This is a genomic window from Pseudomonas sp. PS1(2021) (assembly GCF_020405165.1).
Taxonomy (GTDB): domain Bacteria; phylum Pseudomonadota; class Gammaproteobacteria; order Pseudomonadales; family Pseudomonadaceae; genus Pseudomonas; species Pseudomonas aeruginosa.
Map to the genome: position 1 here is coordinate 5,493,995 of NZ_CP084484.1, position 21,974 is coordinate 5,515,968.

The following is a 21,974-nucleotide window of genomic DNA, read 5'->3' on the forward strand; positions in this document are numbered from 1 at the left end:
ACCCCGGTTAACTCGCACAGCGCTTTTTCGCTAGGCTGCCTCGTTCGCCGTGCCGTCCGGCGCGCAACCACGCGAACGAGGAAAATCCATGAGCGAATACTTCCATCACGTCCTGATCGGACTGCTCGCCGTGCTTCCGGTGGCCAACCCGCTGACCAGCGTCTCGCTACTGCTCGGCCTCGGCGGCAGCCTGCCGCCGGCGGAGCGCAACCGGCAGATATTCAAGGCCAGCCTCTACGTGGCGCTGATCATGCTGGTCAGCTTCTACGGCGGCAGCCTGGTGATGCAGGTGTTCGGCATCTCCATTCCCGGCCTGCGCATCGCCGGCGGGCTGATCGTCGCCTATATCGGTTTCACCATGCTGTTCCCCGCCACCACGCCGGACGAGACCGAAGTCCAGCACGACCTGCTGTCGGACGAGGAAAAGATCACCCCGCACTTCCGCGACCTGTCCTTCGTTCCGCTGGCCCTGCCGGGTACCGCGGGGCCGGGGACCATCGCCCTGGTGGTCAGCTCGGCGTCGACGCTGCAATCCACCTACGGAAGCATTCCGCTGTTCATCCACCTCGCGGCGATCACCGTCACCCTGCTCACCGCGCTGATCTTCTGGATCGCCCTGCAAAGCTCCGGGCGCATCATGAAGTTCCTCGGCGAATCCGGGATCGACGCCATCTCGCGAGTGGTCGGCTTCCTGCTGGTGGCGATGGGCGTGCAGTTCGTCATCAACGGCGGCTTCGAGCTGGTCGCCGGCCACGCCGCGCTTCAGTCGGCGGCGGGCGTCAGGCAGTAATGCTGGATCAGCCGGCGCAGCACGCCGACCATCGGTTCGATACGCGCCAGTTCGAGGTGCTCGTCGGGCTGGTGGGCACAGGCGATGTCGCCGGCACCGAGGACCAGGGTCTCGCTGCCCAGGCGCTGGAAGTACGGCGCCTCGGTACCGAACGCCACGGCCTCGGCGCGATGCCCGGTCAGGCGTTCGGCGACGCGTACCAGTTCGCTGTCCTGCGCCTGTTCGAACGGCGGCACGGCAGGGAACAGCGGCTGGTAGTCGATGCTCACCTGGTGCCGTTCGGCCAGCGGCCGCAGGCGCTGGCGGATCGCCTCGCGCAACTGCTCAGGCTGCATGCCGGGTAGCGGGCGCAGGTCGAATTCCAGCGAACACTGGCCGCAGATGCGGTTGGGATTGTCGCCACCGTGGATGCAACCGAAGTTCAGGGTCGGCTGGGGCACGCTGAACTGCGGGTTGTTCCAGGCCCGCTGCCATTCCCCGCGCAGCGCCATCAGCTCGCCGATGGTCGCGTGCATGGCCTCCAGGGCGCTACGGCCGAGGTTCGGATCGGACGAATGGCCGCTCTGCCCGAGAATCTCGATGCGCTCCATCATCACCCCCTTGTGCAGGCGGATCGGCCGCAGGTTGGTCGGCTCGCCGATCACCGTGGCGCGACCCAGCGGTCGCCCGCTTTCGGCGAGGGCACGGGCGCCGGCCATCGAGCTTTCCTCGTCGCAGGTGGCGAGGATCATCAGCGGCTGGCGGAACGGCTGGTCGAGCAGCGGCAGCAAGGCCTCGATGGCCAGCGGGAAGAAGCCCTTCATGTCGCAACTGCCGAGGCCGTACCAGCGGCCGTCGCGCTCGTCCAGGCGCAGCGGATCGCTGCTCCACAGCGCTTCGTCGTAGGGCACGGTATCGGTGTGGCCGGCCAGCACCAGCCCGCCGGGACCGCTGCCGTAGCTGGCCAGCAGGTTGAACTTGCCCGGCGAGACTTCCCGGATCTCGCAGCGGAAGCCTAGATCGCCCAGCCAGGAGGCCAGCAGGTCGACCACCGGGCGGTTGGTCTGGTCCAGCTCGGGCTGGGTGCAACTGACGGAAGACGCGGCGATCAGCGCGCCGAACTGGTCTTTCAGAGACGGCAACGGCATGGGACTCTCCACACGGATCGAGCCCCATCATGGCCTATCGCGACAGTGGATAAAACCGTCCGTTCCGGTTCCGCCTGCGCCAGCCGACGAAGATCGCGCTCAGGCGCCGAACAGCGCGCGCAGGACCAGGAAGAACAGGATCGCCAGCACCGCGCCGGCCGGCAGGGTCACTACCCAGGACAGGAAGATCGAGCCGATCACCCGCAGGTTGAGCGCGCCGATGCCGCGCGCCATGCCGATGCCGAGCACCGCGCCGACCAGGGTATGGGTGGTGGATACCGGCAGGCCGATGGCCGAGGCGCCAACCACCGTGGAGGCGGTCGCCAGCTCGGCGGCGAAGCCGCGGCTGGGGGTCAGCTCGGTGATCTCCCGGCCGATGGTGGCGATCACCCGGTAGCCATAGGTAGCCAGGCCGATGACGATGCCCACCGCGCCCAGCAGCAGTACCCAGGACGGCACCGGCGAACGGCTCACCAGATCCAGGTCGCCGCCGGCCTGGACCACCGCGACGACCGCCGCCACCGGGCCAATGGCGTTGGCCACGTCGTTGGCACCATGGGCGAAAGCCATGGAGCAGGCGGTGAAGATCATCAGCACCGCGAAGACCCGCTCGACGCTGGCGAAGCCGCCACGCGGATCGGCTCCGCCAGTGGGTCGGATGCGCAACAGCAGGACGATGCCCAGGCCCATCACCAGGCCGCCGGCGAGCAACGCCAGGCCCAGCGTCTGGAGGCCGGAAAGCTCCAGGCCGACATGCTTCAGGCCCTTGCCGACGGTCATCAGCGCGACCATGAAGCCCGCCAGGAACATGTACAGCGGCACGTAGCGGCGCGCGCTGCGGAACGGGTCCTCGGCATGCAGTACCAGCCACTGCACGCTCCTGAACAGGGCGAAGGCGAGCAGCCCGGACAGCACCGGCGTCACCACCCAACTGGCGACGATCGGGCCGATCGCGCCCCAGTGCACCGCGTGCACCGAGACACCGACCGAGGCGAAGCCGATGATCGCGCCGACGATGGAGTGGGTGGTCGACACCGGCCAGCCCTTGATCGTCGCCAGCAACAGCCAGACCCCGGCGGCCAGCAAGGCCGAGAGCATGCCGAAGACCAGCAGGTCGGGGGTCATGTACTGCGGGTCGACGATGCCGCTCCTGATCGTTTCGGTGACCTCGCCGCCGGCGAAGTAGGCACCGCAGAACTCGAAGACCATCGCCACCAGGATCGCCTGGCGGATGGTCAGCGCCCGTGAGCCCACCGAGGTGCCCATGGCGTTGGCGACGTCGTTGGCGCCGACGCCCCAGGCCATGAAGAAACCGAACAGGCAGGCGAGTACGAGGAAGGCGAAGCCGTGGTCGGCGATCAGGGACATGGGCGGGGATCCGTATGCGGGCAGAAGGCGGAAAGAAACCTGGCGCTCAACGCGCCAGCAATTGCTCCAGGCGGTTGCCGACCCGCTGGGCGCGGTCGGCGACATCGCCGATCCATTCGATGATCTGGTAGAGGAACATCACGTCCACCGGCGGCAGCTCGCTTTCCAGGCGGAACAGCTCGCGGCGCACCTCGACCTGGATGCGGTCGGTGTCGTTCTCGATCGCCTCGAGTTCCTCCACCATGCTCTCCACCAGACTGGTCTCGCGCCCGCCGAAGCCGGTCTCGAGCAGTTCGTTGAGTTCGTTGACTACCCGCAACGCCTGGGCGCTGGCGTCCACCGAGCGCTGCACGTAGGCGAGCATCTGGCCCTGCAGCGGCAGCGGGATGCGCATGCGCCGGCCCAGCATCAGCCCGGCGATGTCCTTGGCGCGATTGGCGACTTTGTCCTGTACACTGAGCAGCTCCAACAGATCGGAGCGCGGCACCGGAAGGAACAGGCTCTTGGGCAGGTGCATCCGGACGTTCTTCTTCAGCCGATCGGCTTCCTGCTCCAGTCGCACCATGTCCTGCTGAACCTGTTCGACCTGCGCCCAGTCCTCGGCGATCACCGCGCGGAAGAACGGCAACAGGCCGGCCGCGCATTCGTGGGCCTTGGCGATGTGCTGCTGCATCGGCCCGATCGGCGAACGGCCGAACAGGCTGATGAACGGATTGGTCGGCATGGAACGCCTCCCTGGTGGAAATGCCGAAAAGTATAGGCCACCCACCCCGCGCGCCTTTGATCTGGAACACCTTCACCCGCGGACGCCTGGCGTCCCGAGCCGGACATCGCCCCATGCAGAAAGAAACCGAAATCAAACTCCGCGTCAGCCGCGCCACCCTGGAAGCCTTGCAGGAGCACCCGTTGCTGAAGAAGCGCAACAAATCGGGCTGGGAGCGCCGCGAACTGTACAACCAGTACTACGACACCCCCGGCCGCGAGCTGGCCCGGGCCAAGGTCGCGCTGCGCATGCGCCGCGACGGCGAGCAGTACATCCAGACGCTGAAAAGCCGCGGGCAGAGCGTGGCCGGGTTGTCCGAACGCAACGAGTGGGACTGGTACCTGGAAAAGAACAAGCTCGACCTGAAGAAACTCGACGACAAGTGCTGGCCGGCGGCCCTCAAGGATCTCGACAAGAAGCAGCTCAAGCCGATCTTCAGCACCGACTTCGTCCGCCAGCGCGCCGAGATCGCCTGGGGCCGCGGCAAGGCCAGGGTAGTCGTGGAGGCGGCGCTCGACCTGGGCAAGGTGGTCGCCGGCGACAACCAGGAGGAAATCTGCGAACTGGAGCTGGAACTGCGCCAGGGCGATGCCGCCGCGCTGCTGGAGCTGGCCGCGGAACTGGCCGCCGACCTGCCGCTGATGCCCTGCGACATCAGCAAGGCCGAGCGCGGCTACCGCCTGTTCGATCCGAACAGCTACGAGGTCGATCCCCCGGCCCAGAAACTGCTGGCGGAAACCCCGCTGGACGGTGCCTTCGCCGCCATCGCCTGGTACCTGCTCGGCAGCAGCCAGCGACTGGCCGAACAGTATCGCTTCAACGGCCACTGGCGCCTGCTGGAGGACTGGCTGCAACACCTGCAGGACCTGCGTACCCTGCTCGGCAGCCTCGGCCAGGCGGTGCCACGCGCCAGCAGTCGCGAGCTGCGCGAAGCGCTGGACGCTCTCCTCGCCGACTGGGCGCCGCGCATCGAGCGCGGCCGTGACGACGAGACGCTACGCCAGCAGGCGCCGCAACTGTTCCGCGGCGAACTCGACGAGACCCGCTGGGGCCTGTTCTCCCTGAATGCCTCGCGCTGGCTGCTGGCCAAGGCCTGGACCGAGTCGCGCAACGAGCGCGGCAACCGCCAGGGCTCTGCCGCGCTGGGCAAGTGGCTGCTGCGCAGCCTTGCCGAAGAAGCCCAGGCCACGCCGCTGGCGCGCGCCCACCAGCATCCCGAGCTGCTCCCCGACCAAGCGCCGCGCCTGCAGCGCATGCTTACCTGGTTGCGCCTGGCGCGCGGCGTGCTCGACCTGCCGGAAGCCGACCGCCTCTACGGCGAACTGGCCAAGTTGCTGGAGCTGCTGCGGCAACCTGTCGATGCCGAGCGCCTGGCTGCCCGCGCCACGCAGGCCCATACTGTGCTGACGCTCAAACCCTGGAAGGCGCTGATGAAATAAGCTTCGCCGCTACCGCCATCATCCGAAGGGAGTCTGCATGTCCGTGTTCGCCACCGCCGCCCAGGACCGCCTGCTGGACCTCGGCGACCTGCTCCGCGAGCTGGTCGCTCAGGGCCGGGTCGGGCAGGAGCAGGCCGAACAGTGCCTGGCGATCCGCCGCAGCGCGGTGCGCAACCAGCAGCATCCGCTGGAGTTCCTCGCCGCGCAGCAGGTCGAGGATCTCAAGCGCCCCGGACGCAAGCTCGACCTGGAGACCCTCACCCAGTGGCTGGCCGAGTACGCCGGCCAGCCCTACCTGCGCATCGACCCGCTGAAGATCGACGTCGCCGCGGTGACTCCGCTGATGTCCTACGCCTTCGCCCAGCGCCATGGCATCCTCGCCGTCGCGCTGAGTCCGGAGGAAGTCACCATCGCCAGCGCCCAGCCCTTCGTACAGGGCTGGGAAAGCAACCTGGTGCATGTGCTCAAGCGACCGATCAAGCGGGTGGTGGCGAACCCGGCGGACATCCAGCGCTACACCGTCGAGTTCTTCCGCCTGGCCCGCTCGGTCAGCGGCGCCACCTCGCCGGACCAGAAGATCAGCGGCGTCGGCAACTTCGAACAGTTGCTCAACCTCGGCGCCGCCGACCAGGAGCCGGACGCCAACGACGCGCACATCGTCACCATCGTCGACTGGCTGTTCCAGTACGCCTTCCAGCAGCGCGCCAGCGACATCCACATCGAGCCGCGCCGCGAGCAGGGCACCGTGCGCTTCCGTATCGACGGCGTGCTGCACAACGTCTACCAGTTCCCGCCGCAGGTGACCATGGCGGTGGTCAGCCGCCTGAAGTCGCTGGGACGGATGAACGTGGCGGAGAAACGCAAGCCGCAGGACGGCCGGGTCAAGACCAAGACCCCGGACGGCGCCGAGGTGGAGCTGCGCCTGTCGACCCTGCCCACCGCCTTCGGCGAGAAGATGGTGATGCGCATCTTCGACCCCGAGGTGCTGCTCAAGAGCTTCGACCAGCTCGGCTTCTCCGCCGACGACCTGCGCCGCTGGCAGAGCATGACCAGCCAGCCCAACGGCATCATCCTGGTCACCGGCCCCACCGGCTCGGGCAAGACCACCACGCTCTACACCACGCTCAAGCAACTGGCCACCGATGAGGTGAACGTCTGCACCATCGAGGACCCGATCGAGATGATCGAGCCCTCGTTCAACCAGATGCAGGTCCAGCACAACATCGACCTGACCTTCGCCAGCGGCGTACGCGCCCTGCTGCGGCAGGACCCGGACATCATCATGGTCGGCGAGATCCGCGACCTGGAGACCGCCGAGATGGCGATCCAGGCGGCGCTCACCGGGCACCTGGTGCTCTCCACCCTGCACACCAACGACTCCCCCACGGCGATCACCCGCCTGCTCGAACTGGGCGTACCCTACTACCTGATCCGCGCCACGGTGCTAGGGGTCATGGCCCAGCGCCTGGTGCGCACGCTCTGCCCGCACTGCAAGGCGCCGATGCAACTGGCGGACAGCGACTGGCACGAACTGACCCGCCCCTGGAGCGCCCCGCCGCCCAGCGGCGCGCACCAGGCCGTGGGTTGCCTGGAGTGCCGCGACACCGGCTATCGCGGGCGCGCCGGCGTCTATGAAATCATGCTGCTCAGCGATAGCCTGAAAGAACTGATCACCGCCGACACCGACCTGGTCGCCCTGCGCCGCCAGGCGTACAAGGAAGGCACCCGCAGCCTGCGCCTGTCCGGCGCGCAGAAGGTCGCCGCAGGTATCAGTACGCTGGAGGAAGTACTGCGGGTGACCCCGCAGAGCGAACAGAAGTAGCGGCACATCCCGTCGGCGGAGTTCCGACGGTTGCACGGCACAACGCCGGACGGGCCTGCCAGGCCCACAGACAAGGATGTAGACGATGACGAGCGTTCCCCCCGCCGTCCCCGCGCCGACGCTCCCCAGCCGCGGCGCACCGCACCTGCGGCGAGCCGCGAGCGGCGTCCCTGGCTCGATGTGGCTCGGCCGGCCGCCGAGCCGGCGCTGAGGACCGGCCGATGGAAATCCTGCTGCTACGCCTGGACTTCTGGGACTGGCTGGCCTTCGGTACCGTCCTCCTGCTCCTGGAAATCTTCGGTGCCGGCGGCTATCTGCTGCGGGTCGGCCTCACCGCCGCTTGTGTCGGTGCGCTCGGCGCGCTCCTGCCGGGACTGGCCTGGCCTTGGCAGGTAGGGCTGTTCGTCCTGCTCTCCGGGCTGGTCGCCGCCTTGCATCGACGCCGTCGCCGCAAGGCCGGTAGCGTCGAGGAAACGCCAGGGTTGCAGCGACGCGGCGACGACCTGTTCGGCCGCACCTTTCCCTTGCACCGGGCGATCGTCGGCGGGCTCGGCGAGCTGCGCGTCGAGGACGCGTCGTGGCTGGTCAGCGGTCCCGACCTGCCGCGCGGCGCCCTGGTCCGGGTCACCGGCCAGGACGGCGCCCTGCTGCACGTCGAGCCTGCCACGCCCTGAATCGCTGTAGCTCCCGGCCGGCGGGGGCTGTACGGCAGCGGAAAAAGCGACAGGACGGTCATCCCCGCTGGAACTCCGGGACGGCAAACGCGATCTGATGTAACACGCAGCCCCCTATCAGGAGTTCCCCCATGCGTTCCGTCAAACTCGCCGCCGCCACCCTGGTCATCGCCGCCCTGCCGCTGGGCTCGGCCATGGCCGATACCTTCTGGCGCAACATCATTTCCTCGGGTGCCACCACGGCCTCCACCTACCTGACCTTCCGCCACGACCACAAGCTGATCGTCGCCGCGCAGGACGACGCCGGCAGCTACATCGCCAGCGACGGCGCGATCCGCGGGCCGTACCTGGAAGCCGCCCTGCAGAAGCTGCGCAACGACAACCCGGACCTGCAGGCCAGCGACATGGAACTGGCCAGCGCGATCCTCGCCGGCGGCGAGCAGTCCGCCGTCCAGCAGTAGGCCCCGGCGACCTCGCCTCCGCCCGGAGGCGAGGTCACTCGCGGTAGTCGTCCAGCGGCACGCAGGCGCAGAACAGGTTGCGGTCGCCGTAGACGTTGTCCACCCGGTTAACCGCCGGCCAGTACTTGAACGCCCGCGCATGTTCGCTCGGGGTCACTGCCTCGGCGATCTCGTAGGGTCTCTGCCAGATCCCGGTGACGTCGGCCAGGGTATGCGGCGCCCGTTTCAGCGGGTTGTCCTCCGCCGGCCAGGCGCCGCTCTCCACCTTGCCGATCTCGGCCCTGATGCTCAGCATCGCCTCGACGAAGCGATCCAGCTCCGCCTTCGACTCGCTCTCGGTCGGCTCCACCATCAGCGTGCCCGGCACCGGGAAGGACATGGTCGGGGCGTGGAAGCCGTAGTCCATCAGGCGCTTGGCCACGTCTTCCTCGGTTATCCCGGTCTGCGCCTTGAGCGGTCGCAGGTCGAGGATGCATTCGTGGGCGACGCGCTCGTTGCGCCCGCGGTAGAGCACCGGGAACGCCCCGTCCAGGCGGTTCGCCAGGTAGTTGGCGGAGAGGATCGCCACCTCGCTGGCGTCGGCCAGCTGCGGGCCCATCATGGCGATGTACATCCAACTGATCGGCAGGATGCTGGCGCTGCCCCAGGGCGCCGCGCTGACCGCGTCGTTCAGCGGGTTCGGCCCTTCGACGCGGATCACCGGATGGTTGGCGACGAACGGCGCCAGGTGCCGCTTGACCCCGATCGGCCCCATGCCCGGCCCGCCACCACCATGGGGGATGCAGAAGGTCTTGTGCAGGTTCATGTGCGAGACGTCCGCGCCGATGTCCGCCGGTCGCGCCAGGCCGACCTGGGCGTTGAGGTTGGCGCCGTCCATGTAGACCTGGCCGCCGTGGCGGTGGACCACTTCGCAGATCTCGCCTATCCCCTCTTCGTAGACGCCGTGGGTCGAGGGATAGGTGATCATCAGGCAGGACAGCCGGTCGCCCGCCTCGGCCGCCTTGAGGCGCAGGTCGTCGAGGTCGACGTTGCCGCGGGGATCGCACTCGACGATCACCACCCGCATGCTGGCCATGATCGCCGAGGCCGGGTTGGTGCCATGCGCCGATGCGGGGATCAGGCAGATGTCGCGCTGGCTATCGCCGCGGCTCTGGTGGTAGCGGCGGATCGCCAGCAACCCGGCATATTCGCCCTGTGCTCCCGAGTTCGGCTGCATGCAGATGGCGTCGAAGCCGGTGATCGCCCGCAGCCAGGCTTCCAGTTCGTCGATCATGCGGCGATAGCCCTCGGCCTGCTCGCGCGGCACGAACGGATGCAGTTCGGCGAATTCCGGCCAGGTGATGGGGATCATTTCGCTGCTGGCGTTGAGCTTCATGGTGCAGGAGCCGAGCGGGATCATCGCCTGGTTCAGCGCCAGGTCCTTGCCTTCCAGCTGGCGCAGGTAGCGAAGCATCTCGGTCTCGCTGTGGTGGGCGTTGAACACCGGATGCTGCAGGTAGGCCGAAGTGCGTTGCAGGACCGCCGGGATGCCGTCGGCCACCGCCCCGCCATCCAGGTGCGCGACATCCAGCCCGTGGCCGGCGCCGAGGAAGATCTCGAACAGGGTCGCCAGGGTCGCCGCGTCACAGGTTTCGTCGAGGCTCAGGGCCAGCCGCCGGTCGTCGACCACGCGCAGGTTGACCCGTGCCGCCCGCGCCCGTTCGAGGATCGCCGCCTGACGCTCGCCGACCTCGTAGGTCAGGGTGTCGAAGAAGTGCCGGTTGAGCCGCCGCAGTCCCTTGCTTTCCAGGCCCGCCGCCAGCAGCGCGGTCAGGCGCTGGACGCGTTGGGCGATGCGTTTCAGCTCCTGCGGCCCATGGTAGACGGCATACAGCGAAGCAATGTTGGCCAGCAGCACCTGGGCGGTGCAGATGTTCGAGTTGGCCTTTTCCCGACGGATGTGCTGCTCGCGGGTTTGCAGGGCCATGCGCAACGCCGGGTTGCCGCGGGCGTCGCGGGAAACGCCGATGATCCGCCCCGGCATTGCCCGCTTGTACCCTTCGCGGGTGGCGAAGAACGCCGCGTGCGGCCCGCCGTAGCCCATCGGTACGCCAAAGCGCTGGGCGCTGCCGAGCACCACGTCGGCACCGAGTTCCCCCGGCGGGGTCAGCAACAACAGGGCGAGCAGGTCGCTGGCGACGCAAGCCAGCGCCTGTTGGCCGTGCAACGCCTCGATAAGCGGGCACAGGTTGCGGATCTCGCCGCGACTGTCCGGGTATTGCAGCAAGGCGCCGAACACCGCGTGGGCGGCAAGATTGTCCGGCTCGTCGACGACCAGCTCGAAACCGAACGCCTCGGCGCGGGTCCGCAACACCGAAACGGTCTGCGGATGGCAATGCGCATCGACGAAGAACCGGTTGCTCCTGGCCTTCGCCACCCGCCTGGCCAGGGCCATGGCCTCGGCGGCGGCGGTGGCTTCGTCGAGCAGCGAGGCGCTGGCCAGGTCGAGTCCGGTGAGGTCGATGGTCAGTTGCTGGAAATTCAGCAGCGCTTCCAGGCGGCCCTGGGCGATTTCCGGCTGGTAGGGCGTATAGGCGGTGTACCAGCCGGGATTCTCCAGCACGTTGCGGAGGATCACCGACGGCGTCACGGTGCCGTAGTAGCCCATGCCGATCAGGCTGGTCCAGCGCTGGTTGAGCCCGGCGTAGCCGCGCAGGCGCGCCAGGGCGGCCTGTTCGTCGAGCGCGGCGGGCAGTTCCAGCGGCCGGTTGAGGCGGATCGCCGGCGGCACCGTCTGCACGATCAGTTCGGCGCGAGTGGAAACTCCGAGGAAGTCCAGCATGGCCTGCTGTTCCGCAGGATCGGGGCCGAGGTGGCGGCGCAGGAAGGCATCGGCGGGCTGGAGCTGGGCGAGGGACGGCGTCTGCGACATGGCTTCGGTCTCGTTGGGGGCGGCATCGCCCTGCCAGCGATCGTCGCCGAACGGATATCGAATGAGAAAGCAACGACGGCGAAAACGCATTTCGCCGCTGCAAAAAGAACAAAGCCTCGAATGATCGAGGCCTTGTCCAAGGATAGCGGGTTTTGTCGCGACTACGCGGCGGCTCAGCCTTCCGCGTCGACGGCGGCCTGGTAGCCAGCGGCGTCGAGCAGCTTGTCCAGCTCGGCCGGATTGCTCGGCTTGAGCTTGAAGAACCAGGACGCGTACGGGTCGTTGTTGACGTCTTCCGGGGTGTCGGCCAGGGCTTCGTTGATGGCGATGACTTCGCCGCCGATCGGCGAATAGATGTCGGAGGCGGCCTTCACCGACTCGACCACGCCCGCTTCCTGCCCGGCGGCGAGGGTCTTGCCCAGCTCCGGCAGCTCGATGAAGACCACATCGCCAAGGGCTTCCTGGGCATGGTCGGAAATGCCCACGGTAACGCTGCCGTCGGCTTCCAGGCGAGCCCATTCGTGGCTCTGGGCGTAACGCAGTTCGGCGGGAATATTGCTCATCTTGTTTTCCTCGAAGTCGGGGGCGACGGCGGTCGCCATTGCCAGGTTAGATCAGGGGCTTGCCGTGACGCACGAAACTGGGCTGGACCACCCGTACCGGGTACCACTTGCCGCGGATTTCCACCTCGGCGCGGTCGCCGGTGGCGGCCGGCACGCGGGCCAGCGCGATGGACTTGTTCAGGGTAGGCGAAAAGCTGCCGCTGGTGATCTCCCCCTCACCAATGCCAGCTACCCGCACCACCTGGTGGGCGCGCAGCACGCCGCGCTCCTCCAGAACCAGGCCGACCAGCTTCGGCTGGTCGCCGGCGGCCTTCTGCGCTTCCAGCGCGCGGCGGCCGACGAAGTCCCGCGCAACCGGCTCCCAGGCTACGGTCCAGCCCATGTTGGCGGCAAGCGGGGAAACGCTTTCGTCCATGTCCTGGCCGTAGAGATTGAGCCCGGCCTCCAGGCGCAGCGTATCGCGCGCACCCAGGCCCGCCGGGGAGATCCCGGCGCCAACCAGCTCGTTGAGGAAACCCGGCGCCTCGGCGGCCGGCAGCATGATTTCCAGGCCGTCCTCGCCGGTGTAGCCGGTGCGGGCGATGAACCAGTCGCCCTCGGCACGGCCCTGGAACGGCTTGAGTTCGCGTATCAGTGCGGCGCGTGCCGGGGACACCAGTTCGGAGCTGTGCACGCGGGCGTTGGGGCCCTGGATGGCGAGCATCGCCAGGTCGCCGCGTTCCTGCAGGTCGACCTTGAAGCCGGCGGCCTGCGCCTGCATCCAGGCGATGTCCTTGTCGCGGGTGGAAGCATTGACCACCACCCGGTAGCCGTGCTCGGTCAGGTAGACGATCAGGTCGTCGACCACCCCGCCCTCTTCGTTGAGCATCGCGCTGTAGAGCGCCTTGCCGGTTTCGCCGAGACGCGCCACGTCGTTCGCCAGGAGATGCTGCAGATAGGCCGTGGCCTGCTCGCCGGCGACGTCGACCACGGTCATGTGGGACACGTCGAAGACGCCGCAGTCACGCCGGACCTGATGGTGCTCCTCGACCTGCGAACCGTAGTGCAGCGGCATGTCCCAACCGCCGAAATCGACCATCTTGGCGCCGAGCGCGACGTGCAGCTCGTAAAGCGGGGTGCGCAATCCCATGGGTATTCTCCTTCCGGGCGTAGCGGGTGCCGTCGGCAGGGACCGCCGGCACGAAATCGCGCGCATTGTAGCCGCAAGCCCCGGAGCAGGACACCATGGAAGCGTGCCGCGATCCGTGCATAGACCCTACGACCTGCATGGATACTGGCTCAGCGATCTGAATGATGGGCAGAACGACGAATCAACCCGACCACCGGTAGCAGGCCGACCAGCACCAGGGTCAGGGCCGGCAGCGAGGCGCGCGCCCATTCGCCCTCGCTGGTCATCTCGAAGATCCGTACGGCCAGGGTGTCCCAACCGAAGGGACGCATCAGCAGGGTCGCCGGCATCTCCTTGAGCACGTCGACGAAGACCAGCAGCGCGGCGCTCAGCGAGGCCGGCAGCAACAGCGGCAGGTAGACCCGCAGGAACAGCAGCGGGCCGCCCACGCCGAGGCTGCGCGAGGCTTCCGGCAGCGACGGGCGGATCCGCGCCAGCCCGCTTTCCAGCGGCCCGTAGGCCACCGCCATGAAACGGATCAGGTAGGCCAGCAGCAGGGCGAACAGACTGCCCAGCAGCAGCGGCTTGCCGGCGCCGCCGAGGGCGCTGGAAAGCGGGATCACCCAGTGATTGTCCAGCCAGCTGAAGGCCAGCATGATCGAAACCGCCAGGACCGAGCCCGGCAGCGCATAACCGAGGTTGCCCAGGCCCACCGCGCCGCGGATAGCACGGGTCGGCGCCAGGCGCACGGCGAAGGCCAGCAGCAGGGCCACGGCGACCGTCGCCAGCGCGGCGATGCCGCCCAGCGTCAGGGTATGGCCGATCAGGTCCCAGTAGCGCTCGTCGAGGTCGAAACGGCCCTGACGCCAGAACCAGACAACCAGTTGCGCCACGGGAATCACGAAGGCGCAGAGGAACACCAGCCCGCACCAGGCGCTCGCCGCCAGCGCCCTGGCGCCGCGCAGGCGATACAGCGGCGCGCCGCGCGGACGCTCGCTGGCGGCCTTGGCTCGGCCTCGCGTGTGGCGCTCGCCGAGCAGCACCAGGCATACCCCGAGCAACAACAGGCTGGCCAGCTGGGCGGCGCTGGAGAGGCTGTAGAAGCCGTACCAGGTCTTGTAGATGGCGGTGGTGAAGGTGTCGAAGTTGAACACCGATACCGCGCCGAAGTCGGCCAGGGTTTCCATCACCGCCAGCGCCAGGCCGGCGCCGATCGCCGGCCGCGCCATCGGCAGGGCGACCCGCAGGAACGCCTGCCAGGGCGACAGGCCGAGAACCCGCGCGGCTTCCATCAGGCCCTTGCCCTGGGCGATGAAGGCGCTGCGCGCGAGCAGGTAGACATAGGGATAGAACACCAGCACCAGGACCAGGATCACCCCGCCGGTGGAGCGTACGCGCGGCAACCGCAGGCCGCTGCCGAACCACTCGCGCAGCAGGCTCTGCACCGGTCCGGCGAAATCCAGCAGGCCGACGAAGACGAACGCCAGGACGTAGGCCGGGATCGCGAACGGCAACATCAGCGCCCAGTCCAGCCAGCGCCGCCCGGGGAATTCGCAGAGGCTGGTGAGCCAGGCCAGGCTGACCCCGAGCAGAGTCACGCCGATGCCGACGCCGAGCACCAGGGTCAGGGTGTTGCCGAGCAGGCGCGGCAACTGGGTATCCCACAGGTGGCTCCAGATTTCCCGGTCGATCTCCAGCCAGCTCAGCAGCAGCACGCTGAGCGGCAGCAGCACCAGCGCGGCAACGGTGAAGGTGATGGGGTACCAGCGGCGGGGAGCGGGATGGGCCACGAAATCCTCGGTGCGGAACGAACGACGCCCCGCTCGGACGAGCCGGGGCGTCGAGTATAACCGGCGGTCAGTTCCAGCCGGCGCGGTCCATCAGGCGAATCGCCTCGGCCTGGCGCTTGCCGGCGACTTCCACCGGGATGCTGTCGGCCTTGAAGCTGCCCCAGCTGGCGACTTCGGCTGACGGCGCGACCTGCGGGTTGGCCGGGAATTCCTGGTTGATCCCGGCGAACAGCGCCTGGGCGTCGGGCCCGGTCATCCATTCCACCAGCGCCTTGGCTGCCTCGGGATGCGGCGCGTGGCGAGTCAGGCCGATGCCCGACAGGTTGACGTGGACGCCGCGGTCGGCCTGGTTCGGCCAGAACAGCTTGACCCGCAGGTTCGGGTTCTGCTTGTGCAGGCGCCCGTAGTAGTAGGTATTGACGATGCCGACGTCGCACTGGCCGGCGTCCACCGCCTGGATCACCGCGTTGTCGTCGGCGAATACGTCGGTGGCCAGGTTGTTCACCCAGCCCTGGAGGATTTCCTCGGTCTTCTGCGCCCCGTGGGTCTCGATCAGGGTCCCGGTCAGCGACTGGTTGTAGACCTTCTTCGCCGTGCGCAGGCACAGGCGGCCTTCCCATTGCTTGTCGGCCAGGGCTTCGTAGGTGCTCAGCTCTTCCGGCTTGACCCGCTCGGTGGAGTAGACGATGGTCCGCGCGCGCAGCGACAGTCCGGTCCAGCTATCGGTGCTGGAACGATACTGCGAGAGAATGTTCCGTTCGATGGTGGCCGACTTGAACGGTTGCAGCAGGCCCATCTGCTCGGCCTGCCAGAGGTTGCCGGCGTCCACGGTGAGCAGCAGGTCGGCCGGGGTGTTAGCGCCTTCGGCCTTGATCCGCGCCATCAGCGGCGCTTCCTTGTCGGTGATGAACTTGACCTTCACGCCGGTCTTGCTGGTGTAGGCATCGAACACCGGCTTGATCAGCTCGTCGATGCGCGAGGAATACACCACCACTTCGTCGGCGGCCTGGGCCAGGCCGGTAATGCCCAGGGCCAGGGCGGCGAGTAGAGCTTTGCTTGCCTGCATGAAGAACAGCCTCGTCAGCGGAACGTAGGCACGAATGATAAGAAATCTCGCTTGCGAACCCGCGCGACTAAATGTGTCGGGGTGTTTCGCCTGCGTCCAAGCCACCGAGGATGGCGAGGAACGCCTCCACCGCGGCGCTGCGGCCATGGCGGCGGGTGAAGACGAGGAAATCGGCCAGCGCCTCGGGCTCGGCCAGCGGGCGATAGACGACTCCGGCCCGGGCCAGCGCGGTGCTGCAACGCGGCACCAGGGCAACGCCCTGGCCGGCCGCGACCAGGGCGATGATCGAGGTGATCTGGCGTCCGGCCGGTCCCCTCGTCAGCGCCAGCCCGGCCTTCCGGTAGAGGCGCTCGATCAGTTCGTTGAGGCCGGAGCCGTAGTCCAGTGGAAACAGGATCAGCGGCCGATCACGCAGATCGTACAGGTCGATCCGCTCTTGCCGCGCCAGCGGATCGCCGTTGGGCACGGCCACCACCAGCGGCTCGCCGCCCAGGGCCAGCACCTCGATGCCGACCTGGCCTTCCGGCGGCGGCAGGCGCCCCAGCCCCACATCGATGCCGCCTTCGGCGATCTGCGCCCATTGCGCCGCCGAAGCGCCTTCGAGCAGCTCCAGTTGCACCTCCGGATGGCGCTCGCGGAACAGTCGGATCGCCTCGGTGAACAGGTCCGACAGGGCGATGGAGCTGGCGTAGCCGAGGGTCAGGTGGCCGGCCAGCCCCTGCGCCAGCTTGCGGGCGAAGCCGGCGGTGCGCTCCAGTTGGTCCAGCAGGGCGCGTGCGTAAGGCAGGAACAGGCTGCCCTCGGCGGTGAGGGTCACCGCCCGGCTGGAGCGGTCGAACAGGCGAAAGCCCAGCTCTTCCTCCAGCGCGGATATCTGCCGGGTCAAGGGCGGCTGCGCCATGTGCAGGCGCTGGGCGGCGCGGCCGAAATGCAGGGTTTCGGCAACGGCTGCGAAGCAGCGCAGGCGGCGTAGGTCGAGCATGCGGTTCCTCGGTATCGATCGGTCCTGAATCGGTATTGGCCAGCCCGTCGGGAGCGCCCCTATAACAGGGGGTTTCTCGTCCAGGCAGAGCGTTCCATGAATTCGTCCCAGGGTTTCCCCCGCCTCGCGCTGTTTCTCTGCGGTTGCGCTGCGTTCCTCAATCTCTATACCACCCAGGGCATCTTCGACGAACTGGCGGCGAGCTTCCACATCAGCGCCCATCAATCGAACTGGAGCATCACCGCCACCACCCTGGCGGTGGCCCTCGCCGCGCCCTTCGTCGGCCGGCTCAGCGGCGGCCGCGAGCGCAGCCGGGTGATCGCCTTCGCCGCCAGCCTGCTCTGCGTGCCCATGCTGCTGGCCGCCCATGCCGGCAGCTTCGCCGCCTTCCTGCTCTGGCGCTTCGCCGAGGGGATGCTGATTCCGCTGCTGTTCGCCAGCAGCGTGGCCTACATCGGCGAACGCTGGAGCGGCGGCGCGGTCATCGAGCTGACCAGCCTCTATGTCGCCGGGACCATCCTCGGCGGCTTCGCCGGACGCTTCCTCACCGGCCTGCTGACCGAGGAATGGGATTGGCGCGTCGCCTTCCGGATCCTCGCCGGGCTGACCCTGCTCATCGCCGTCGCCATCCGTGCGCTGCTCCCTGCCAATTCTGGCAGGCACGCGCCCGCGCCCGGGAAACGCCCCTTAGTATCCCGTGAACTGTTCCGGGCTCCGCTGCTGTCGTCCTACGCGGTGGGGTTCTGTGTCCTCTTTTCCCAGGTCGCCATGTTCACCTATATCGGCATCCATCTCAGCCGTCCGCCGTACAGCCTGGACACCGCTCAGCTCGGCTCGATCTACGCGGTGTTCCTCCTCGCCCTGCTGGTGATTCCCGCCAGCGGCCGCCTGGCCTGCACCCGCCCGCACCGCCAGTTGCTGCTGGGCGCATCGCTGCTGGGCGTGTGCGGCTCGCTGCTGACCCTGGCGCCGGGCCTGCCGACGATTCTCGTCGGCCTGGCCCTCAGCGCCACCGGCGTGTTCCTCGCACAGTCCACGGTCAACGCCTTCACCGCCAGCAACGCCGGGACCGACAAGGCCGGTGCCGTCGGCCTCTACCTGACCTGCTACTACGCCGGCGGCAGCCTCGGCGCGGTACTGCCGGCGCCATTCTGGGAGCGCTGGGGCTGGCCGGGCTGCCTGGGCCTGATCCTCCTGGCCCAGTTGCTGCCGTTGCTTCTGACCCGCTACGGCTGGTCCGCACCACAGGCCGAACGCGCGGCCCTGCGCGCGTCGCAAGGAAGACCGTAACCATCGCAAGAACAACAAGAACCGACAGGAGGTTAGCCATGAACCATGTCATCACCCCCCACAGCAAGCTGCTCGGCGTCATCGAGCCGGTCCTCAACGACATGCCCGCCGGAACCCTGCGCCACGCACTGTTCCGGGCCTTCTGGGACGAGACGGCGTCGTTGCTGGACATCGAGGACGCCTTCGCCCGGGTCACCGCCCGGCGCCAGGCGGTCGAGCCGCTGCGCAAGTTCTTCGCCAGTTGGTCGAAGACCAACAACTCGGCGGCCAGCGTTTCCGGACTGGCCAATCGCCTGACCCTGCTGGCCCGTTCGGAACAGGGTTCGGCAGCGGCAGACCAGCTCTATCGAGCCTGCGGCAGCCTGCAACGGATCACCGACGAAGACCTCGGCGCCCTCGGCAACACCGTGCATGCCGATCTTTTCTACACCATGGCCACCACCCTTTGCGGCGACGACCGCTGGCTGCTGCGCGAGAACTGCCTGCCTTCGGCGCAGGCGTTCAAGGACTGGACCGACCGCCAGCGCCTGCGCGAGCGCGACCTGATGCAGGGACTGCTGACCACGCTGGTACACGAGGTCTATACCCACGGCGAGGTGGAGTACATCCACCCGCTGTACAAGGAATGGTTCAGCCGCGACATGGGCGTACCCGCCGAACGCGCCCGCGCCACCGTGGCCTGGGTAACGGTGCACACCGGCGGCACCGAGAGCAATCACTTCGCCCACGCCACGGCGGCGGTGAACGCCTTCGTCGAGGCGATGGAAATCGAGGTGAACGAAGAAGCCGCGCGCAACCTGTTCGGGCTCTACCTGCGCAACAAGGCGCAGGTCATGCGTGACTGCGCGGCGCTGTTCTGAGGACTGGCGGCCCTCCCGTCAGGGGGGCCGCCCCGCTCAGACTCGTGCCAGCATCGGCAGGTCGCCGCTGAGGCCAAGCGCCTGGCGGACGAACAGCGCCTTCGCCTCGTGATGGCCGTCGACCAGGCGCAGGCCGGCGTTGCGCAGCCAGCGCAGCGGCAACCGGTCGGCCTGGAACAGGCGCTCGAAGCCTTCCATCGCCGTCATCATGCCCAGGTTGTGCGGCATCCGCCGCCGCTCGAAGCGACTCAGCACGCGTTCGTCGGCAAGCCGTTCGCCGCGCTCCAGGGCGTGCAACAGGACCTCGGACAGCACCGCCGCATCGAGGAAGCCCAGGTTCACGCCCTGTCCGGCCAGCGGGTGGATGGTGTGCGCAGCATCGCCGACCAGCGCCAGGCCCGGCTCGACGTAACGCTTGGCGTGCCGCTGGCGCAGCGGGATGCACAGGCGCCGGTCGGCATGCAGGATGGCGCCCAGGCGCCGTTCGAAAGCTTCGCCGAGGGCAGCGCGGAAGCCATCCTCGTCCAGCGCCATCAGCCGTTCTGCCTGTTCCGGGGTGGTCGACCAGACGATCGAGCACCAGTGTTCGTCGCCGCGGTCCGGCAGGGGCAGGAAGGCCAGCGGGCCGTCGTCGGTGAAGCGCTGCCAGGCGGTTGCGCGGTGCGCGTTCTCGCAGCGCACGCTGGTGACGATGGCGTGGTGCAGGTAATCCCATTCGCGGGTGGCGCAGCCGGCCAGGCGGCGTACCGCCGAGTTGGCGCCGTCAGCAGCGACCACCAGCGGCGCGCGCAACTGACGGCCGTCGGCCAGGGTCAGCAGCCAGTCGTCACCGGAGTGGCGCATCTGTTCCAGGCGCGCGTTGGCCAGCAGGCCGGTGGTGGAATCGTGCAGGCGTTCCAGCAGAGCGTCCTGCACCACCCGGTTCTCGACGATATGGCCGAGCACCTCGGCGTGCACGCTGGCGGCGCTGAAGCCGATCCGCCCGGTGCCGGAGCCATCCCACACCTGCATCTCGCGATAGGGCTCGGCGCGGCGCGCGACGATGCCGTCCCAGGCGTGCAGGCGCTGGAGAATCCGCCGGCTGGCTTCGGACAGCGCGCTGACCCGCGGCTCGTAGGGCGCCTCCGGCTTGAACGGCGCCACGTCGAGCGAGCCGCCGTCCACCAGCAGCACCTCCAGGCCGCTGCCCTCCAGGGCCAGGGCCAGGGCGCTACCGACCATGCCGGCGCCGACGATGACCAGATCCGCGTGCATATCCTCGTTCTCCACTCGTGGGCCCTCTTCAGGCCGCGTTCCGCAGGCGCGGCTTGAGCCGCACGTACAGGGTTTTCTGAACCCGCGCCACCAGGGTGCCGGCGTCGTCGCGCACTTCGGCGTGCAGCCGGGGCAGGTACTTCTCGCCGCCGGCGGTCCGCTCACGGACCTCGTCGAGCAGCTTCTGGTCGATGCTGAAATGCGCATGCACCGGGCCCTTGCCCGGGCTGACGAACTCGATGTTGGCCGCCTTGTCCCAGACCACGTAGTCGCGGCCCAGGTTCTCCATCAGCATCAGCATGAAGAACGGGTCGGTCATCGCGTAGAGGCTGCCACCGAACTGGGTGCCTACATAGTTGCGATTGAGCCGGTTCAGGCCCATGCGCACCCGAACCTCGCGGAAATCGCCGGCGATGTGCCGCACACGGATGCCCGCCCCCAGGAAGGGCGGGTAGAGGTTCATGGCGAAGCGCAGCAGGCGGGCCTTGCGCGCCCTCGACCAGACCGGCATGGCGCTACAGCGGCCGCGCGCCGAGGCCCATGGCCTGACGGGCGAACCAGCGCTTGGCCGGCGGCAGCAGGTCGAGCCCGAGCAGGCCGAGGTTGCGCCCGGCGCCGAGCAGCGCGCGGTCGTTGGAGAACAGCCGGGTCACCCGGTCGGAGAAGCCGACGGTCATCTGCTGGTCCAGGCGCTGCCCATCGAGGTAGCGCTGCAGCACGGCGAACTCGCCCAGCGGCGCGTCGTCGTGGAGCAGGGCGTCGACCAGCGCCAGGGTGTCGCGCAACGACAGGTTGAATCCCTGGCCGGCGATGGGGTGCAGACTGTGCGCAGCGTTGCCCAGCACCACCAGGTGCGGACGCACCTGCTCGCGGGCCTCGACCAGGTGCAAGGGGTAGCAGTGCCGTGCGCCGACCTGGCGGAAGGCGCCGAGGCGGTAGCCGAAGGCAGCCTGCAGCTCGCCGAGGAAGGCCGCGTCATCGAGGCCACGCAGACGTTCGGCGTCCTTGCCTGGGCGGGTCCAGATCAGCGCGCAACGGTTCTCCGGCAACGGCAGCAGGGCCATCGGACCGCTGGGGGTGAAGCGCTCGAAGGCCTGCCCGAGGTGCGCCTCGGAGGGCGATACGTTGGCGATCAGCGCAGTCTGCCGGTACGGCGTCTGCTCCACGGCGATGCCGAGTTGTTCGCGCAGCCCGGAACGACCGCCATCGGCGAGGATCGCCAGCTCGCAATCGAGTTGCGTCTCGTCGTCGAGGGTAAGCCGGTAACCGCCCTCCCGGGCTTCCAGGGTCTTCACTTCGGCCGGGCAGTGCCAGCGCACCACCTCGGGGTCGAGCGCCTTCCACAGGCACTGGCCGAGCCAGGCGTTCTCCACCACGTAGCCCAGCGCCGGCACGCCTTCCTCAATGGCGGTCAGGCGGGTGGCGCCGAAGCGGCCGCGGTCGGAAACATGGATATGCAGGATCGGCTCGGCGCGCTCGGCGATCGCCGGCCACAGGCCGAGTCGCTCGTAGATCTGCCGGCTGCCGTAGGACAGCGCCGAAGAGCGGGCGTCGTAGCTGGGCTGGTAGGCATTGCCGGGGGCGAAGGGTTCGATCAGCACGATCGACCAGCCGCGCTCCCGAGCGCCGGCCTGCAGGGCCAGCGCCAGCGAGGCGCCGACCAGGCCCCCGCCGATGATCGCCAGGTTGACCTTGCTCATCGTCAC

The 21,974-nt window shown here is 68.4% G+C and carries 19 protein-coding genes; 7 read left to right on the forward strand and 12 right to left on the reverse strand.

The features are described 5' to 3' along the window. Window positions 1-88: 88 nt before the first annotated feature. Window positions 89-790, forward strand: a complete 702-nt coding sequence (locus LE197_RS26190; protein WP_003114055.1) for a MarC family NAAT transporter — start codon at window positions 89-91, stop codon at window positions 788-790. Here LE197_RS26190 and argE read toward each other — a convergent pair. The 3 genes from argE to LE197_RS26205 form a co-directional block, all read right to left on the reverse strand. After that, entirely contained in the window at window positions 763-1,917 is a 1,155-nt protein-coding gene (gene argE / locus LE197_RS26195) for an acetylornithine deacetylase (protein ID WP_003100077.1), read from the reverse strand. The genes LE197_RS26190 and argE overlap by 28 nt on opposite strands. 99 nt (window positions 1,918-2,016) lie before the next feature. After that, window positions 2,017-3,285 carry an inorganic phosphate transporter gene (locus LE197_RS26200; protein WP_003100079.1) on the reverse strand — a complete coding sequence of 423 codons (1,269 nt, stop codon included), beginning with the start codon at window positions 3,283-3,285 and terminating at the stop codon, window positions 2,017-2,019. 46 nt (window positions 3,286-3,331) lie between these two features. Beyond that, window positions 3,332-4,009, reverse strand: a complete 678-nt coding sequence (locus LE197_RS26205; RefSeq protein ID WP_003096272.1) for a TIGR00153 family protein — start codon at window positions 4,007-4,009, stop codon at window positions 3,332-3,334. Window positions 4,010-4,122: 113 nt separating this feature from the next. On the opposite strand from LE197_RS26205, the gene LE197_RS26210 reads away from it, so the two are divergent. From LE197_RS26210 to LE197_RS26225, 4 genes are all read left to right on the forward strand, one after another. Continuing rightward, window positions 4,123-5,487 (forward strand): inorganic triphosphatase, encoded by a 1,365-nt coding sequence (locus LE197_RS26210; RefSeq protein WP_003100082.1) that lies wholly within the window; start codon window positions 4,123-4,125, stop codon window positions 5,485-5,487. Between the two features lie 37 nt (window positions 5,488-5,524). Further along, the gene (locus LE197_RS26215) at window positions 5,525-7,309 is read left to right on the forward strand and encodes a GspE/PulE family protein (RefSeq protein ID WP_003096276.1); all 1,785 of its coding nucleotides are present in this window, start codon (window positions 5,525-5,527) and stop codon (window positions 7,307-7,309) included. Window positions 7,310-7,530: 221 nt separating this feature from the next. After that, complete coding sequence (locus LE197_RS26220) at window positions 7,531-7,983, forward strand: NfeD family protein (RefSeq protein ID WP_004352365.1); 453 nt, start codon at window positions 7,531-7,533, stop codon at window positions 7,981-7,983. 131 nt (window positions 7,984-8,114) lie between these two features. Then, window positions 8,115-8,444, forward strand: coding sequence for a DUF2388 domain-containing protein (locus LE197_RS26225; protein ID WP_003096280.1), 330 nt, complete (start codon window positions 8,115-8,117; stop codon window positions 8,442-8,444). A 34-nt stretch (window positions 8,445-8,478) separates the two neighbouring features. Here LE197_RS26225 and gcvP read toward each other — a convergent pair whose 3' ends face one another. From gcvP to LE197_RS26255, 6 genes are all read right to left on the reverse strand, one after another. Continuing rightward, complete coding sequence (gene gcvP, locus LE197_RS26230; protein WP_023108873.1) at window positions 8,479-11,355, reverse strand: aminomethyl-transferring glycine dehydrogenase; 2,877 nt, start codon at window positions 11,353-11,355, stop codon at window positions 8,479-8,481. A gap of 173 nt (window positions 11,356-11,528) precedes the next feature. Continuing rightward, window positions 11,529-11,918 (reverse strand): glycine cleavage system protein GcvH, encoded by a 390-nt coding sequence (gcvH, locus tag LE197_RS26235; RefSeq protein ID WP_003107397.1) that lies wholly within the window; start codon window positions 11,916-11,918, stop codon window positions 11,529-11,531. Window positions 11,919-11,964: 46 nt separating this feature from the next. Continuing rightward, window positions 11,965-13,047 (reverse strand): glycine cleavage system aminomethyltransferase GcvT, encoded by a 1,083-nt coding sequence (gene gcvT / locus LE197_RS26240; RefSeq protein ID WP_003114049.1) that lies wholly within the window; start codon window positions 13,045-13,047, stop codon window positions 11,965-11,967. A gap of 149 nt (window positions 13,048-13,196) precedes the next feature. Further along, the gene (locus tag LE197_RS26245; protein ID WP_003099178.1) at window positions 13,197-14,816 is read right to left on the reverse strand and encodes an ABC transporter permease; all 1,620 of its coding nucleotides are present in this window, start codon (window positions 14,814-14,816) and stop codon (window positions 13,197-13,199) included. Between the two features lie 67 nt (window positions 14,817-14,883). Continuing rightward, window positions 14,884-15,882 (reverse strand): extracellular solute-binding protein, encoded by a 999-nt coding sequence (locus LE197_RS26250; RefSeq protein ID WP_023108874.1) that lies wholly within the window; start codon window positions 15,880-15,882, stop codon window positions 14,884-14,886. Window positions 15,883-15,949: 67 nt separating this feature from the next. Then, window positions 15,950-16,864, reverse strand: coding sequence for a LysR family transcriptional regulator (locus LE197_RS26255; protein WP_003099180.1), 915 nt, complete (start codon window positions 16,862-16,864; stop codon window positions 15,950-15,952). A 96-nt stretch (window positions 16,865-16,960) separates the two neighbouring features. On the opposite strand from LE197_RS26255, the gene LE197_RS26260 reads away from it, so the two are divergent. Beyond that, a complete protein-coding gene (locus tag LE197_RS26260) occupies window positions 16,961-18,154 on the forward strand; it encodes an MFS transporter (protein WP_023108875.1) in 1,194 nt (397 codons plus the stop codon). Window positions 18,155-18,192: 38 nt separating this feature from the next. Further along, window positions 18,193-19,014 carry a hypothetical protein gene (locus LE197_RS26265; protein ID WP_003118038.1) on the forward strand — a complete coding sequence of 274 codons (822 nt, stop codon included), beginning with the start codon at window positions 18,193-18,195 and terminating at the stop codon, window positions 19,012-19,014. Window positions 19,015-19,050: 36 nt separating this feature from the next. On the opposite strand, the gene LE197_RS26270 is transcribed toward LE197_RS26265, so the two are convergent. Genes LE197_RS26270 through ubiH form a run of 3 tightly spaced genes read right to left on the reverse strand, consistent with a single transcriptional unit; the run spans window position 19,051 to window position 21,968 of the window. After that, window positions 19,051-20,268 (reverse strand): 2-octaprenyl-3-methyl-6-methoxy-1,4-benzoquinol hydroxylase, encoded by a 1,218-nt coding sequence (locus LE197_RS26270; protein WP_023108876.1) that lies wholly within the window; start codon window positions 20,266-20,268, stop codon window positions 19,051-19,053. A 28-nt stretch (window positions 20,269-20,296) separates the two neighbouring features. Beyond that, entirely contained in the window at window positions 20,297-20,779 is a 483-nt protein-coding gene (locus tag LE197_RS26275) for a hotdog fold domain-containing protein (RefSeq protein WP_003099189.1), read from the reverse strand. A gap of 4 nt (window positions 20,780-20,783) precedes the next feature. After that, window positions 20,784-21,968 carry a 2-octaprenyl-6-methoxyphenyl hydroxylase gene (gene ubiH, locus LE197_RS26280; RefSeq protein WP_003096305.1) on the reverse strand — a complete coding sequence of 395 codons (1,185 nt, stop codon included), beginning with the start codon at window positions 21,966-21,968 and terminating at the stop codon, window positions 20,784-20,786. Window positions 21,969-21,974: the final 6 nt, after the last annotated feature.